The organism is Mycolicibacter sp. MU0102, from assembly GCF_963378105.1.
Lineage (GTDB): Bacteria > Actinomycetota > Actinomycetes > Mycobacteriales > Mycobacteriaceae > Mycobacterium > Mycobacterium holstebronense.
Map to the genome: position 1 here is coordinate 264,914 of NZ_OY726398.1, position 16,252 is coordinate 281,165.

Annotated in this window: 12 protein-coding genes; 9 read left to right on the forward strand and 3 right to left on the reverse strand. The window is 67.9% G+C overall.

Annotated elements, in window-relative coordinates; genetic code table 11:
• Positions 1-3: 3 nt before the first annotated feature.
• Together RCP37_RS01255 and RCP37_RS01260 are read right to left on the reverse strand one after the other, a co-directional pair.
• Positions 4-3,603, reverse strand: a complete 3,600-nt coding sequence (locus RCP37_RS01255; protein ID WP_308485250.1) for a hydantoinase B/oxoprolinase family protein — start codon at positions 3,601-3,603, stop codon at positions 4-6.
• Positions 3,604-3,606: 3 nt separating this feature from the next.
• A complete protein-coding gene (locus RCP37_RS01260; protein WP_308485251.1) occupies positions 3,607-4,518 on the reverse strand; it encodes a type II toxin-antitoxin system RelB family anti-toxin in 912 nt (303 codons plus the stop codon).
• Positions 4,519-4,673: 155 nt separating this feature from the next.
• Between RCP37_RS01260 and RCP37_RS01265 the strand changes: the two genes are divergently transcribed.
• From RCP37_RS01265 to RCP37_RS01300, 8 genes are all read left to right on the forward strand, one after another.
• The gene (locus RCP37_RS01265) at positions 4,674-5,885 is read left to right on the forward strand and encodes an acyl-CoA dehydrogenase family protein (RefSeq protein WP_308485252.1); all 1,212 of its coding nucleotides are present in this window, start codon (positions 4,674-4,676) and stop codon (positions 5,883-5,885) included.
• The gene (locus RCP37_RS01270; protein ID WP_308485253.1) at positions 5,882-6,907 is read left to right on the forward strand and encodes a phosphotransferase family protein; all 1,026 of its coding nucleotides are present in this window, start codon (positions 5,882-5,884) and stop codon (positions 6,905-6,907) included. The genes RCP37_RS01265 and RCP37_RS01270 overlap by 4 nt, the downstream gene beginning before the upstream one ends.
• Before the next feature lie 28 nt (positions 6,908-6,935).
• A complete protein-coding gene (locus tag RCP37_RS01275; protein ID WP_308485254.1) occupies positions 6,936-7,697 on the forward strand; it encodes an SDR family NAD(P)-dependent oxidoreductase in 762 nt (253 codons plus the stop codon).
• 103 nt (positions 7,698-7,800) lie between these two features.
• Complete coding sequence (locus tag RCP37_RS01280) at positions 7,801-8,709, forward strand: alpha/beta fold hydrolase (protein ID WP_308485255.1); 909 nt, start codon at positions 7,801-7,803, stop codon at positions 8,707-8,709.
• 38 nt (positions 8,710-8,747) lie between these two features.
• Positions 8,748-9,833, forward strand: coding sequence for a PucR family transcriptional regulator (locus RCP37_RS01285; RefSeq protein ID WP_308485256.1), 1,086 nt, complete (start codon positions 8,748-8,750; stop codon positions 9,831-9,833).
• 79 nt (positions 9,834-9,912) lie between these two features.
• The gene (locus RCP37_RS01290; RefSeq protein WP_308485257.1) at positions 9,913-10,479 is read left to right on the forward strand and encodes a nuclear transport factor 2 family protein; all 567 of its coding nucleotides are present in this window, start codon (positions 9,913-9,915) and stop codon (positions 10,477-10,479) included.
• On the forward strand, positions 10,469-12,130 hold the full coding sequence (gene casI, locus RCP37_RS01295; protein WP_308485258.1) for a steroid-22-oyl-CoA synthetase: 1,662 nt from the start codon (positions 10,469-10,471) through the stop codon (positions 12,128-12,130). The genes RCP37_RS01290 and casI overlap by 11 nt, the downstream gene beginning before the upstream one ends.
• Before the next feature lie 5 nt (positions 12,131-12,135).
• Positions 12,136-13,269 carry a 3-ketosteroid-9-alpha-monooxygenase, oxygenase component gene (locus RCP37_RS01300; RefSeq protein WP_308485259.1) on the forward strand — a complete coding sequence of 378 codons (1,134 nt, stop codon included), beginning with the start codon at positions 12,136-12,138 and terminating at the stop codon, positions 13,267-13,269.
• Positions 13,270-13,276: 7 nt separating this feature from the next.
• On the opposite strand, the gene RCP37_RS01305 is transcribed toward RCP37_RS01300, so the two are convergent.
• Positions 13,277-14,512: a DNA polymerase domain-containing protein gene (locus tag RCP37_RS01305; RefSeq protein WP_308485260.1), complete on the reverse strand. Its 1,236-nt coding sequence runs from the start codon at positions 14,510-14,512 to the stop codon at positions 13,277-13,279.
• A gap of 67 nt (positions 14,513-14,579) precedes the next feature.
• Here RCP37_RS01305 and fadD2 point away from each other — a divergent pair, with 67 nt between their 5' ends.
• Positions 14,580-16,250: a long-chain-fatty-acid--CoA ligase FadD2 gene (gene fadD2, locus RCP37_RS01310; protein ID WP_308485261.1), complete on the forward strand. Its 1,671-nt coding sequence runs from the start codon at positions 14,580-14,582 to the stop codon at positions 16,248-16,250.
• Positions 16,251-16,252 lie beyond the last annotated feature (2 nt).

Consider the following 16,252-nt stretch of genomic DNA (forward strand, 5'->3'; position numbering starts at 1 on the left):
CGATCAGGCGGGCTCGCCATACCCGCCGCCACCGGGAGTCTCGATCACCAGCACGTCGCCGGGTAGAAGGTCGGTGGAATCGCAACCGGCCAACTCGGTCACCGAGCCGTCCGCACGTTCCACCCGGTTGCGTCCCAAGCCGCCGGTTTGGCCCCCGGCCATACCGTAGGGCGCAACGCGCCGGTGCCCGGTCAGCACACTGACGGTCATCGGCTCGAGGAATTCGATCTTGCGTACGCCGCCATCACCGCCGTGCCAGCGCCCGACCCCGCCGCTGCCGTGGCGGATCGCATACTCGCGCAACAACACCGGGAACCGCATCTCCAGCACCTCGGGGTCGGTGAGCCGCGAGTTGGTCATGTGGGTCTGCACCACCGATGCGCCGTCGAAACCTTCGCCCGCCCCCGACCCGCAGCCGAGCGTCTCGTAGTACTGGTGGCCGGCGTTGCCGAACGTGACATTGTTCATCGTCCCGGAGCCCTCGGCCTGCACCCGCAGTGCGGCCAGCAGGGCACCGGTGATCGCCTGGGAGGTCTCGACGTTACCGGCGACCACCGCGGCCGGGTAGACCGGCGACAACAGGGTGTCGTCCGGGATCGTGATCCGTAGCGGGCGCAGGCACCCGTCGTTGATCGGGATGTCGTCGGCTACCAGTGTGCGGAACACGTAGAGCACTGCGGCGGTGGCCACCGATGACGGGGCGTTGAAGTTTGTCGCCAACTGCGCCGACGTTCCGGCGAAGTCGATGGTGGCACCGCGTGCGGCGCGGTCGACGGTAACCCGCACCGCGATCGTCGCGCCGGAGTCCATCTCGTAGCGGTACTCGCCGTCGTCGAGGGAATCGATGACCCGGCGCACCGCCTCCTCGGCGTTGTCCTGGACGTGGCGCATGTAAGCCTGCACGACATCCAGACCGAAATGGGAGATCATCGAGCGGATCTCGTCGATGCCCTTCTGGTTGGCGGCGACCTGCGCACGCAGATCCGCGAGGTTGGTGTCGGGACTGCGTGAGGCGTAGGTCGCCGCGGTGAGAAGTTCGCGGGTCGGTGTCTCGCGAAAGTGGCCGTCGTCGACCAGTAGCCAGTTGTCGAAGAGCACACCTTCCTCGACCACGGACCGGCTGTCCGCGGGCATGGAACCGGGTGTGGTGCCGCCGATCTCGGCGTGGTGACCGCGCGAGGCCACAAAGAACAACACCGGTTCGTTTGGGCTCGCGGCTTCGGCGTACACCGGAGTGACGACGGTGATGTCGGGCAGGTGGGTACCGCCGTGATACGGGTCGTTGACCGCATAGACCTGGCCGGGCCGCATCGTGCCGGCCCGGCGGGAGATGACCTCCTTGACGGTGGCGCCCATCGATCCCAGGTGCACCGGGATATGGGGCGCATTGGCCACCAGATTGCCGTCGGCGTCGAACAATGCGCAGGAGAAGTCCAGCCGCTCACGGATATTCACCGACTGGGCGGTCGCCTCCAGTCGGGTTCCCATCTGCTCGGCGATGGCCATGAACAGGTTGTTGAAGATCTCCAGCAACACCGGATCGGCCGCGGTCCCAGCGGCAACCGGCGCGGTCGAGTCCAGCCGTTGCAGTACCAGTTGACCGTCGGCGGTGAGCTGGGCCTGCCAACCATCGTCGACGACGGTGGTGGCGTTGTCCTCGGCGATGACCGCCGGCCCGACCACCACGTCGGTGATCGCGTCCCGCTGGTGCAGCGGTGCGTCATGCCAGGCACCACCGGCGTAGAGGCGCACGACTTCAGCGGGTTGACGGGATGCGTCGGCATCGCTTCGCCCGAACAGCTCGGGTTGCTCGGTGAGCCCGGTCGCCTCGACCGAAACCGCCTCGGCGATCAGCGCACGCTCCATCAGGAACGAGTACATGCTGCGGTGGATCTCTTCGAACGCCGCCGTCATCGCAGCGATGCCGCCGAGCTCGACCGGGATCGAAGTGTCGGTGCCCTGGTAGCGCAGGTGCGCCCGGCGTATCGCGTGGGTCTGGCCGGCCGGAATGTGCTGGGCGGCGAGCTCGCCGCGAGCCTGCCGCTCCAGGTCGTCGGCGACCGCCTCCAATCCGGCGAGGGCGGCCGAATCGAGCTCGGTCTCGACGGCGCGCTCGCGGATCACGGTGGTGTCGGCCAATCCGATTCCCAGTGCGGAGAGCACACCCGCCATCGGCGGCACCAACACCGTACGGATGCCGAGCTCGTCGGCGACCGCGCACGCGTGCTGTCCGCCGGCACCACCGAAGGTGGTCAAGGCGTAGCGGGTGATGTCGTGTCCCCGGGCCACCGAGATCTTCTTGACCGCGTTGGCCATGTTGGCCACGGCGATGCGCAGGAATCCTTCGGCGACCTGTTCGGGACTGCGGTCATCGCCGGTGGCGGAACGGATTTCGTCGGCCAGCACGGCGAACGAGCGCCCGACCGTCGCTGCGTCCAGTGGTTCGTCGCCGGCCGGTCCGAACACCGCGGGGAAATGGGCTGGTTGGATGCGCCCCAGCATGACGTTGGCGTCGGTGACGGTCAACGGTCCTCCGCGCCGGTAGCAGGCCGGCCCCGGGTCGGCGCCTGCGGACTCTGGGCCCACCCGATAGCGGCTGCCGTCGAAGTGCAGGATCGAGCCGCCGCCGGCCGCGACGGTGTGGATGTGCAGCATCGGTGCGCGCAGCCGTACGCCGGCGACCTCGGTGGTGAACACCCGCTCGTATCCGAGGTTGGCGGTGTAATGCGATACATCGGTGGAGGTTCCGCCCATGTCGAAACCGATCACCGATTCGAAGCCGGCCAACGCCGACATCCGAACCATGCCGACGATTCCGCCGGCCGGACCGGACAGGATCGCGTCCTTGCCGCGGAAGTGATCTGCTGCCGCCAACCCGCCATTGGACTGCATGAACATCAGCCGCACGCCGGTGAGCTGGTCGGCCACTTGGGCCACATAGCGGCGCAGTACCGGTGACAGATAGGCATCGACTACCGCGGTGTCGCCCCGCGGGATCAGTTTCGGCAGCGGACTGACCTCACACGACAATGAGACCTGGGCGAAGCCGATCTCGCGGGCCAGATCGCCGATCAGCCTTTCATGCACGGGATTTCGATAGCTGTGCAGGCATACCACTGCGCACGCGCGGATGCCGTCGGCGTGGGCGGCCCGCAGCTGTGCGGCCAAGGCTTCCAGGTCCGGCGCCTGCAGCACGGTTCCGTCGGCGGCGACGCGTTCAGCGACCTCGACGGTGCGCTCGTAGAGTTGCTCGGGCAGCACGATCTGCCGGTCGAAGATGTGTGGCCGATTCTGATAGGCGATGCGCAGCGCGTCGCCGAATCCTCGGGTGATGACCAACAGGGTCCGCTCACCGGCGCGCTCCAGCAGGGCGTTGGTGGCTACCGTCGTGCCCATCCGCACCGACTCGATCAGCCCGGCCGGAATCGGTGCACCGCCCTCGATCTGCAGCAGGGCTCGGATTCCGGCCACCGCCGCATCGCGGTACTGCTCAGGATTCTCCGAGAGGAGCTTGTGGGTGAGCAGGCGCCCATCGGGGTGGCGCGCCACGATGTCGGTGAACGTGCCGCCCCGGTCGATCCAGAACTGCCAGGTACCCGCCACGGGTCACATTCTGCCGTCGGCCGCCGGTGGTGGGGAAGCCAGTCCGGGACTGCGCGGCTTGGTGAGCAGGGAGACCGCGAAATCGGCGTAGGTGCGTGCGGTCTCCTCGGGGGTGGCAGGACCGTCGGCGTTGAACCACTGCGGCAGCGACGTGCACATGGTCGTGATGGCGCGTCCTGCGATGCGGCGGTCGAGGACATCGGCGATGTCGACGTCAGACTCGCGGGCGGCGCGGTCGATGGCGGCGTCGAGTCTGTGCTGCAGTTGATTTCGTGAGTCGGCGATACGTTGCCGGTTCGCCACCGTCAGGCTGCGCATCTCGCTGGCTCCGATGAAGGCCAGCTTCTGGCGGTGCGTGTGGAACAAGGCAAGGGCTTCAACGACCAGTCGCACCTCCTGCAGACCGGTTGTGGCGTCGGCGCGGGCCGCGGCGACCCGCCAGTGCAGTTCGCTCATGGTCAAGTCGAGTATCGCCACCAGCAGGGTCTGCTTGTCGGGGTAGTGGTGGTAGATCCCGGGCACGCTCATGCCCGCGCGCGCAGACACATCCCGCATGGAACTGCCGTGGTAGCCGGTGTCGACGAACGCATCGATAGCCGCGGCCAAGACGCTGTCCAGGGCCAGCGGCGGAAACCGTCGCCAATCGCGCTGCCCGGAATCGGCCACATCGCTGCGCGGGTGCGTTGGGCGGGCCGGCGCTGCCGAGACGGTGCCCGCCAGGATCTGGGCCGGTGTGACGCCCAGCGCCCCGGCACACGCCTGGAGGCGTGACACCGAGATCCCGGTCTTGCCGTTCTCGATGGCGCTGATCGTGGCAGGGCTGACCTGCAGGCACTGCGCAAGGTCGCGGACGGTCAGACCTCGGGCCTGACGGGCGGCGCGGATCGCCGTGCCGCACTCCGGCGATCCCGCCACGGCCACCTCCGATTTGTTCAGGAATACTGAACTATATCGCAGGGGGTGACGTCGATCGATGGCCGATTTTGACGGGAAATGGGCTCTTGTGTCACAGTCCGTAGTGTTCGGGCCGAGTGATCGGTCGGTCATTGCGAGAGTGGTGATGGGGTGTCATGGCGATCGAGTTGAGCTACTCGGCGGAAGTGTCGGCGCTCGTCGAAAAGACGCGGGCGTTCATCGAGGACGTGGTGCTGCCGGTGGAGGACCGCTTCGGCGGGGACATTGCCGCCGCGGGCGGCGACGCCGCGGTGAAAGAACTGCAAGCCGCTGCTCGCGATGCGGGGGTATTCGCACCGCACGCTCCCGTCGAATACGGCGGGCTGGGCTTGAACATGTCCGACCGGGCGCCGGTCTTCGAGGCCGCCGGCTATTCACTGTTCGGCCCGGCCGCGGTGAACATCGCCGCCCCCGATGAAGGCAACGTGCACCTGCTGGCGGAGGTGGCCAGTCCCGAACAGAAGGCGCGTTACCTCGCGCCCCTGGCGGCCGGCGACGTGCGATCCGCGTTCGCGATGACCGAGCCCGGGCCGGGCGCGGGTTCGGACCCGTCGGCGCTGACGACCAAGGCCGAACGCCGTTCGGGCGACTGGTACATCACCGGCCGCAAGTGGTACATCACCGGCGCCGACGGCGCGGGATTCTTCATCGTCATGGCCCGCACCTCCGGGGAGCCCGGCCAGCGCGGCGGCGCCACCATGTTCCTGGTCCCCGCCGATACCGCGGGCCTGACCGTCGGCCGACACATCCCGACCCTGGACCGGTCCATGGTGGGCGGCCACTGTGAAGTGTTCTTCGACGACGTTCGGGTTCCTGAGGAAGCGGTGCTCGGGGAGGTGGACCGTGGCTTCGAGTACGCCCAGGTGCGTCTCGGGCCTGCGCGCATGACGCACGTCATGCGATGGCTCGGCGCCGCGCGTCGCGGCCATGACACCGCGCTGTCGCACATCGTGGAGCGTCAGGCATTCGGCTCGACGCTTGGTGATCTCGGCATGATCCAGAACATGGTGGCCGACAACGAAATCGACATCGCGGCCACCCGAGCGCTGCTGGTGCGCGCATGTTGGGAACTCGATCAGGGCTCTAGCGCCGGCGACGCGACCTCGATCGCCAAGACGTTCGCCGCCGAGGCGATCTTCCGGATCGTCGACCGCAGTGTGCAGATGTGCGGCGCGCTCGGCGTCACCGAGGACCTGCCCCCGGCGCGGCTTTCCCGCGAAGTGCGTCCGTTCCGGGTTTACGACGGTCCCTCCGAGGTGCACCGCTGGGCCATCGCCAAGCGGCGGGTCGGGGCCGCCCGGCGCGCTCTCAAGGACGCCGCGCAGTGACGGTCGAAGCCCTGGATCCGGTTGCCCTGCGGCGATACCTCATCGCCAACGACGTTCCGGTTCAGGGAGAACTCACCGTAGAACTGATCGCCGGTGGCCGGTCTAACCTCACCTTCAAGGTCAGCGACCAATCGTCGGCCTGGGTCGTGCGCCGGCCTCCGCTCGGCGGCCTGACCCCGTCGGCCCACGATGTGGGTCGCGAATTCGCCGTCACCGACAAGCTCTACGGCACCGGTGTTCCGATCGCGCGGCCCGTGGCGCTCGACGCCGACGGCACCGTCTGCGGTGCTCCGCTGACCGTCACCGAGTTCGTGACCGGTCGGGTCTACCGCCACAAGGACGATCTGGACACCCTGTCCGACGCGGAACTGGCGGCCAACGCCTCGGCGCTGGTGCGGGTTCTGGTGGATCTCCATGCCGTCGACTACCGGGCCGTCGGGCTCGAATCCTTCGGCAGGCCAGACGGTTTCCTGGAACGTCAGGTGCGACTGTGGGCCCGCCAGTGGGAACTGGTCAAGACGCCCGGCAACGATGACGCGCTGTCCGACGATGTCACGAAGCTGTCCGCGGCACTGGCCGAGGCCATCCCGCAGACATCGCAGCCCTCGGTGGTGCACGGCGACTTCCGCATCGACAACACCATCTGTGATCCAGAGCAGGCGGACGTCATCCGGGCAGTGGTGGACTGGGAACTGTCCACCCTCGGCGACCCGCTGACCGACATCGCCCTGATGTGCGTCTACCGGTCACCGGCATTCGACCTGGTGTTCGGCCACCCCGCCGCGTGGACCAGTGCACGCCTGCCATCGGCCGACGCCCTCGCCGAGGAGTACGCGCGGTTGTCCGGCCGTGACCTGAGCGACTGGAACTTCTACCTGGCGCTGGCGAACTTCAAGATCGGAGTGATCGCCGAAGGAATCACCCACCGAGCCCAGCACGGCGCGAAAGACGTGCAGAATGCCGGTGAAGCGGCACAGGCTGCGCCGGAGTTCATCGCTGCGGCGCGAAATGCGTTGAAATAAACCTGAAAAGTCGAGAAAGGTGAGTCGGGTGAGCGTACTGGACAAGTTCCGCATGGACGGCAAGGTCGCGGTGGTGACCGGGGCGTCCTCGGGCCTCGGCGTGTATTTCGCCCGGGCCTTCGCCGAGGCCGGCGCGGACGTCGTGCTGGCAGCGCGGCGGGTGGAGAAGCTCGCGGAGGCGGCCGAACTCGTCACCGCCGCCGGACGCGCAGCCCTGCCGGTGGCGACCGATGTCGCCGACCCGGCTGCGGCCACCGCCATGGTGGAGGCCGCGATGGAGCGGTTCGGCCGGGTCGATGTGTTGATCAACAACGCGGGCGTCGGCACGGCGCACCCGGCCACCCGGGAGACTCCCGAGCAGTTCCGGGAGGTCATCGACATCAACCTCAACGGGGCCTACTGGGCGGCGCAGGCCTGTGGACGGGTGATGCAGCCGGGTTCGTCGATCGTCAACATCTCCAGCGTCTTGGGTCTGACCACTGCCGGGTTGCCGCAGGCGGCCTACGCGGCCAGCAAGGCCGGCCTGATCGGTCTGACGCGGGACCTGGCTCAGCAGTGGGGGAGCCGAAAGGGCATTCGGGTCAACGCGATCGCGCCCGGCTTCTTCGCCTCGGAGATGACCGAGCAGTACCGCCCGGGCTACCTGGAGAGCGTCGCGCACCGGATCGTGCTGGGCCAGATGGGCGACCCGGAAGATCTCGCAGCCTCGGTGCTGTGGCTTGCCTCCGATGCCGGTGGCTACGTCACGGGACAGACGATCGCGGTCGACGGCGGCTTCACGATCAACTAGCTCGGTGCGCCGGGCAGCGCAAGCGCACCATCCCTGGCAGGTTCTAAGGTGATCGGTGGCCAACGAGACGCAGTGCCGTTGGTGCCCGAGAGGATCTGCACTTGTGAGCGATGTCGATACCGGGCAGGCAGCGCAAGGGTCCGGGTTGGAGCCCGACGTCTCGCGCTCGGTCCGCAGGGCGTTCAGTGTTCTGGAGTGGTTGGCGCCACGACTGGGCGCGCGCTGGGCGATCGAGTTGTGGTGTACACCGCCGGAGACGAAGTCCACGCGCATGCCACCGGGTGCGGGCGTGGGCGAGGCCGTGGAAGCATCCTGGTCAGGCCATCGAATCGTGGGCGAAGCATGGGGTGAGGGACCAACGGTGTACCTCGTGCACGGCTGGGGCGGATGTCGAGCGCATTTGGGCGTCTTCGTCAAACCCCTCGTCGCGGCCGGGCATCGGGTCGTCGCCTTCGACCTGCCCAGCCACCATGAATCCGGGCCGGGCGAGCTGGCGCCGGGACGCACCACGATTGCCGAATGCGGGCGAGCAGTGCAGGCCATGGTGGCCGCCCACGGACCCGCGCGGGCGATAATTGCGCACTCGCTCGGCGCCAAGGCCACCGCGCTGGCATTGTCGTGGGGAACACCTGCCGACCGGCTGGTCTTCTTGGCGCCGATGGGTGGCTTCGCCCACTACCTCGACTGGTTCGCGCGGCGCCACGGCTTCGGACCGCGCATCCGCGACGCGTTGCACCGCCGGCTTGATCGCCGGCTGGGATTCCCACTGCTGCACGCAGACCTGCCGCATCTGGCGTCGTGCCTGGAAGATCCGCCGCCGCTGCTGATCGTGCACGACCCGGACGACCCAGACAGTCCCTTCGCCACCAGCGAGGAGCTGGCATCCGTGTGGCCGGGGGCGAGCGTGACCGCAACGAACGGCCTTGGGCGCCTGGCGCACTACCGCATCATGCGCAACCCCCAGGCGGTGCGCGCCGCAGTCGCGTTCATCGGCTCGGCGCCATCGTCGTAAGCCGATCTCCGGCACGCCAATGCAGGTAGCCTGCGCTGGTGAGCGTCGCCCCGATTCGGCTATCGGAGCTGGGCACTGACCCGGCCGCCGTCTTGCAGCTGGTCGCCCACTTCGACGCGCTCCTGGAGTCATCGGCCGATGCCGAGGCGGTGATCTTGTCCGCCGAAGCGGTTGCCGAATGCCCGGTGGATGTGCGGTGGACCTCGGCAACCGAACCGGAGGTCCGGCTGGAACGCGCCGGCGGCGCAGCCCTTCCGCTCGACGACGTACTGCTCGACCGAGTGCGCCACGCGTTGCGAATGGCGGCATCGCGGGCCGGCGCGAACGTCCGCTTGGGTGACCCAGCGCTGTTGGAACTGGTGTTGTCCAACAACGAATTACCCGCAGAGCGGGCCCGCGCGATCCGGCTGTTGGGCCTCGATGAGTCCCGCGACGTCCGGGTGCTGGCGGTGTCGGCGGGATCGCCAGCCGAGGCGTTGCGCGTGGTCGTGCGCGAACTGGGCGACCAACCGGTCCGCTCCGTCACGATCGGCGCCGACACGGCGCTGCTGTGTTACAGCTCCGAAGACGCCCGGACCCTGTCGGACCGGCTGGATGCGGCGATCATCGCGGCCTTTCCGCCACCGCTGCCGGCGCAGGTGGGGCGCGGGCCATGGGTCGGGATCGGCGCCAAGACCACCGTGTTCGGCGCCGCGGCCTCCTGGCAGCAGGCGCAGCGGGGACTGCGATTCGCTTCGTCCACGCACTACGGGCGCCGGGCGGTCGCCTACGAACGCCTGAGTGTCCTGGAGCTACTCGCCGACCTGCCGCTGGAGCGGGTGCTGCGGCACCACGATGTGGCGCGGATCAACGCGATCGCGGCCAAACCGGCCGGTGCGCACGACGTCGACACCACCGAGGCGTTCTGCGTGCTCGGCTCGCTGCGCCGCACCGCCACTCAGTTGCACCTGCACCACAGCACGGTGGCGGCGCGCATCGCCCATGTCGAGACGGCGATGGGCTGGGATCTGGCCGACCCGATCGATCGGTTCACCGCCACCCTGGTGCTCTTCGTGCGCCGGATCGCCCTGTCATCGGCCGAGCTCACCGGCACAGAACCGACAAATGTCGGGAACAGTCCATGACTCACCAGACGTATGGCGGATGACCCGGGTCGGCGGTGGCAGTGATGATGATCACCACCTGAAAGAAGGAGTGAGAATCGTGGCCGTGATCGACCCCAGCCGGACCTGGGCCCCCTTGGAGAAGCGGTTGGCCGAGAGCACCAATGAGCGGCACCGGGCCGCGCTCCAAGTGGTGATCGAGCACATGAAGGGCGAGGCGTCGCCCGACCTCGACCAGGTGATGGGGACGCTGAGCGCCGAGCCGGACTACCACTTCTGGATGGGCGGTCAGGACGTCGGCCCCAAGACCACCGAGGGCGTGCACACCTATTACACGAACTTCATGGCGACCCGCACCAACGTGCTGGAGTTCGCCATCGACCGGCTGGTGGTCGACGACGACTGCGTGGTGACCGAGGGCGACATGAAGCAGCTGTACCCGGGCGCCTTGGCCACCGCCATTCTCGGAGTGGAGGTCGAGGATCCCGACGCCGACTACTTGGTGGTGTACCGGCAGGTCCTGCTATGGCCGCTGGACGCCAGCGGCAAGATCGTCGGTGAGGATTCCTACTTCGCCGGCGTGCGCAGCGTGACCCCGGTGGCCCGTGAGGACCTCCCGCAGCAGTACGTCGATCTCGTTCACGCGCCCGCGGCGAATGCCCACTGATATCGCGGGGATGCTGCTGGACCGCCTCGGCGACCAGCAGCTGGGTTTGCGCACCCGGCAACGGGATTGGACCTGGGACGAGGTGGTGCGCGAGTCCGCCGCGCGCGCCGTGTTGGCGGCGGAGTTGCGTCGGGATGGGCCGTTTCACATCGGCGTGCTGCTGGACAACGTGCCAGATTTCGTGTTCTGGCTCGGCGCCGGCGCGCTGGCGGGCGGGGTCATCGTCGGCATCAATCCCACCCGCGGCGATGCCGAGATGGCTGCGGAGATCCGCCACGCGGACTGTCAGCTGATCGTCACCGATACCGCCGGCATGGCCCGGCTGCGCGGCCTGGACCACGGCCTGGACTCCGAGCGCTTCCTGGTGGTCGACACGCCCGACTACGCCGCACTGGTCGAGGAACACCGAGTCGAACCGGCCGCCACCACCGGGGTGGGTCCGGGATCGCTGCTGCTGCTGCTGTTCACCTCCGGCACCACCGGTGCCTCCAAGGCGGTCAAATGCAGTCAGGGCCGGCTGGTCCGGATCGCCGAGGCGGCCACCTCCAAATTCGGCCACGTGCGCTCCGACGTCGACTACTGCTGCATGCCGCTGTTTCACGGCAACGCGATCATGGCGCTGTGGGCGCCCGCGCTGGCCAACGGAGCCACCATCTGTCTGACACCCAAGTTCTCGGCATCGCAGTTCCTGCCCGACGTGCGCTACTTCGGCGCGACGTTCTTCACCTACGTGGGCAAGGCGCTGGGCTACCTGCTGGCCACCACCGAACAGCCCGACGACGCCGATAACGCCCTGGTCCGTGGTTTCGGAACCGAGGCCTCGCCGCAGGATCAGGCGGAGTTCCTCCGCCGGTTCGGCGCCGTCCTGCACGAGGGCTACGGCTCCAGCGAGGGCGGCAACGCCGCGATACCGGACCCGGCGGCACCGCCCGGCGCGCTGGGGCGTCCGGCGCACGCGGGCATCGCCATCGTCGACCCGCAGACCCGTGCCGAGTGCGCCACCGCGGTCCTCGACGAACACGGCAGGGTGTCCAACGCCGACGAGGCGGTCGGCGAGATCGTCGACAGGACCGGGGCCCGCGACTTCGAGGGCTACTACAAGAACGACACCGCAGATTCTGAAAAGATCCGCGACGGCTGGTACTGGACCGGCGACCTCGGCTACCGCGACGAGGCCGGCTTCCTGTACTTCGCCGGCCGCCGCGGCGACTGGATCCGGGTCGACGGGGAGAACACCTCCGCGCTGACCATCGAACAGGTACTGCGCCGGCATCCGCTGATCATCAGCGCCGGCGTCTACGCGGTGCCCGACCCGCGCTCCGGTGACCAGGTGATGGGCGCCGTCGAGGTCGCCGATCCCGACAGCTTCGACGCGGCCGCCTTCGCCGGATATCTGGCCGCCCAGCCCGACCTGGGCCGCAAGGGCTTCCCGCGATTTCTGCGGATCTCGGCCGGCCTGCCGGTCACCGGCTCGAACAAGGTGCTCAAACGCGAACTGCAGGCGCAGCGCTGGCATACCGACGAACCGGTATACCGCTGGGCCGGGCGGGGTACCCCCGAGTACACCCGCATGACCGACGACGACAAGCGTGCACTGGACGCCGAATTCACGTCCTACGGCCGGCAAAACTACCTGCGAGGCGAAGGGTAGAGACGATGAGTGACTGCGCGATCCGGGAGCTGGACCACGGCACACCCAAGAACCGGTACGCCCGGGGATGGCACTGCCTGGGGCTGGCGGAGACCTTCCGCGATGGTAAACCGCACGGCATCAACGCCTTCGGCATGAAGCTGGTGGTATTCGCCGACTCGGCCGGCGACGTGCACGTGCTGGACGCTTACTGCCGGCACATGGGCGGCGACCTGTCCCGGGGCACGGTCAAGGGTGACGCCGTGGCGTGTCCGTTCCACGACTGGCGTTGGCAGGGCTCGACCGGCCGGTGCGCCACGGTGCCCTACGCCAAGCGGCCGCCACGGACGGCGCGCACCCGACGCTGGCCCACCTGCGAGGTCAACGGCCAACTGCTGATGTGGCACGACCCGGAGGGCTCGACACCACCTGCGGAGCTGACGCCGCCTCAGATCGAAGGAATGGATGCGGGCAAGTGGTCTCCGTGGCAATGGGATTCGGTCCTGATCGAAGGTGCCAACTGCCGAGAGATCATCGACAACGTCGTCGACATGGCGCACTTCTTCTACATCCACCACTCGTATCCGACCTACTTCAAGAACGTCATCGAGGGTTCTCACGCCAGCCAGTACATGGAGAGCAAGGTCCGGCCGGACTCCCCGGGCGCCGACAAACTCTGGGAGGGCACCTACCTGCGTTCCGAGGCGACCTACTTCGGGCCGGCCTACATGATCAACTGGCTGCACAACGATCTCGCGCCGGATTTCACCGCCGAGATCGCGCTGATCAACTGCCACTACCCCGTCACGCAGGACTCCTTCATGCTGCAGTGGGGCGTCGCCGTCCAGCACATGCCGAACCTGCCGGCGGAGAAGGCCGCCAAACTCGCCGCGGCCATGAGCCGCTCATTCGGAGCGGGATTCTTGGAGGACGTCGAGATCTGGCGGCACAAGGCGCCCGTCGAGAACCCGTTGCTCACCGAAGAGGATGGTCCGGTGTACCAGCTGCGCCGGTGGTATGAGCAGTTCTACGTCGACGCCGCGGCCGTCACCTCCGACATGACCGACCGGTTCGAGGTCGAGGTCGACACCACCCATGCGTTCAGCCACTGGGAGAAAGAAGTCGCCGCGAACCTGGCCGCCGGCATCACCGTGCCCTGATCGCGGATCAGCCCTTGGCGCCCTTCCGGCTCCACGGGCTGTAGTCGGCGATCAACTCTTCCTGGGGTGGGCGCTGAGCCTGCGCGACGTGCTGCAGGTTGATGCGAACCCGGTACCAGATCGAACTCGGACCGCGCATGCCATCAAGCAGAACATCCTCCGGGGCAAGCTGTTTCGCCGCTGCGGCATGCCGGTCCCGCCAGACGTCGAGGGCAGCCATCGCTTCGCCGCGCGTCTTGGTGCGGGCGATCTCGATCAACGGCAGCGGTGACGTCCGCCGGCCGTCGACGCTCTTGCGTGCGCCGCGGGGCGCCTTCTCCGCCGGGCCCTGCGCTTCGACCAGTTCCAACAGCGACTCCAGCCCGCCGAGGGTGTCGTTCATGCCCGCCCAGGGATCGCCTATCTGGGCGAAGCGATCCGGCACGGTGTCCAACGTGAACGATGCGGGGTCGACGTCGGCGACCTCATCCCAATGCAGCGGCGTCGACACCCGGGCGTCATCAGTGGCCCGCACCGAGTACGCCGAGGCGACCGTGCGGTCCTTGGCGTTCTGGTTGAAGTCCACGAAGACGCCGTGCCGCTCCTCTTTCCACCACCGGCTGGTGGCCAACTGCGGTGCGCGCCGCTCGATCTCGCGGGCCACCGCCTGTGCCGCCAGTCGCACCTGCGCGAACTCCCACCGGGGAGCGATCCGGGCGTAGATGTGCATGCCTCGCGATCCGGATGTCTTCGGCCACGCCGTCAGCCCGTGGTCGGCCAGTACCTCGCGAGCCAGCAGGGTCACCTCGACGATCTGAGACCATCCGACGCCCGGCATCGGATCGAGGTCGACCCGCAGCTCGTCGGGATGGTCCAGGTCGCCGGCGAGCACCGGGTGCGGGTTGAGATCCACACAGCCCAGGTTGATCACCCAGGCCAGCCCGGCCGCGTCGTCGACGACGACCTCTTGCGCCGACCGGCCCGACGCGTAGTGCAGCTCTGCGACCGACACCCAATCCGGCCGGTTGGCCGGTGCGCGCTTCTGGAAGATGGCCTCGGCGTCGATGCCGTCGACGAAGCGTTTGAGGATCATCGGCCGCCCGGCCACCCCGCGCAGCGCACCGTCGGCCACCGACAGGTAGTAGCGGATCAGCTCGATTTTGGTACGCGGGGTGGAACCTCGTCCACCCGGGAACACCAACTTCTCCGGGTGGGTGACCACCACCCGGTGTCCTGCAACCTCCAGCGACATCCCGCCGGCCATGACGTCATGTTAATGAGAGGCCGCCATCCGCCGCCCGACGGCGATCTGCGTCACATAAGGTTGTCCCATGGCTAAGCTCACTGACCTGCCCAGTCAGGCTGCAAACAAGCTCGGTCGCTATCTCGAACGCGGTGGCGCCGAGTTGCATTACCTGCGCAAGATCCTGGAGTCCGGCGCTTTGAAGCTGGAGTCCCCACGGGTCATCGCCAGTGCACTCGCCGACGGAGCGCGCTGGGGCGAGCTGGGGATGATTCCCGCACTGAACGCTCGTCGGAACCCGAACGGCGTCGCCGTGATCGACGACGACGGCAGTATCACCTTCAAAGAGCTGGACGACGCCGTCAACGCGGTGGCCAACGGCCTGCTCGCGATGGGGGTGCGTGGCGGTGACGGGGTCGCGATCCTGGCACGCAACCATCGCTGGTTCCTGATCGCCAACTACGGCTGCGCCCGGGTCGGCGCCCGGCTGATCCTGCTGAACAGCGAATTCTCCGGCCCGCAGATCAAGGACGTCTCCGAACGCGAGGGCGCCAAGCTGATCATCTACGACGACGAGTACACCGCCGCCGTAGCGCAGGCCGAACCGACGCTGGGCAAGTTGCGCGCCCTGGGGGTCAACCCGGATACCGAAGAACCGTCGGGCAGCACCGACGAGACGCTGGCGCAGCTGATCGCGCGCAGCAGCAAGGCGCCCGCACCCAAGATCACCAAGCACGCCTCGATCATCATCCTGACGTCCGGCACCACCGGTACCCCCAAGGGCGCCAACCGCAGCACCCCGCCGACGCTCGCGCCGATCGGCGGCATCCTGTCGCACGTCCCGTTCCGGGCCGGTGAAGTGACGTCCTTGCCGTCGCCGATGTTCCACGCACTGGGCTATCTGCACGGCACCTTGGCCATGTTCTTCGGTTCGACGCTGGTGCTGCGGCGCCGGTTCAAGCCGGCCACCGTGCTGGAGGACCTGGAGAAGCACAAGGTGACCGGCATGGTCGTCGTGCCGGTCATGCTGTCCCGCATCCTCGACCAGCTGGAGAAGACCAGTCCCAAGCCGGACCTGTCGAACCTGCGGATCGTGTTCGTCTCCGGGTCGCAGCTCGGCGCCGAATTGGCGACGCGGGCGATGAAGGACCTGGGGCCGGTCATCTACAACATGTACGGCTCCACCGAGGTCGCCTTCGCCACCATCGCCGGTCCTGCAGACCTGCAGCACAACGCCGCGACGGTGGGGCCGGTGGTCAAGGGCGTCAAGGTCAAGATCCTCGACGACAACGGCAATGAACTACCGCAGGGCCAGGTCGGGCGAATCTTCGTCGGCAACTTCTTCCCGTTCGAGGGCTACACCGGTGGCGGCGGCAAGCAGATCATCGATGGCCTGCTGTCCTCGGGCGACGTCGGCTACTTCGACGAGCGCGGGCTGCTCTACGTCAGCGGCCGCGACGACGAGATGATCGTCTCCGGCGGCGAGAACGTCTTCCCTGCCGAAGTCGAGGACTTGATCAGCGGACACCCCGACGTGATCGAGGCGACCGCATTGGGCGTCGACGACAAGGAGTGGGGCGCACGACTGCGGGCCTTCGTGGTGCGCAAGGAAGGCTCCAGCGTCGACGAGGACACCATCAAGGTCTACGTGAAGGAGCACCTGGCGCGTTACAAGGTGCCCCGCGAGGTGGTCTTCCTCGAGGAGCTGCCGCGTAACCCCACCGGCAAGATCCTCAAGCGCGAACTCCGCGACCTGTAGGC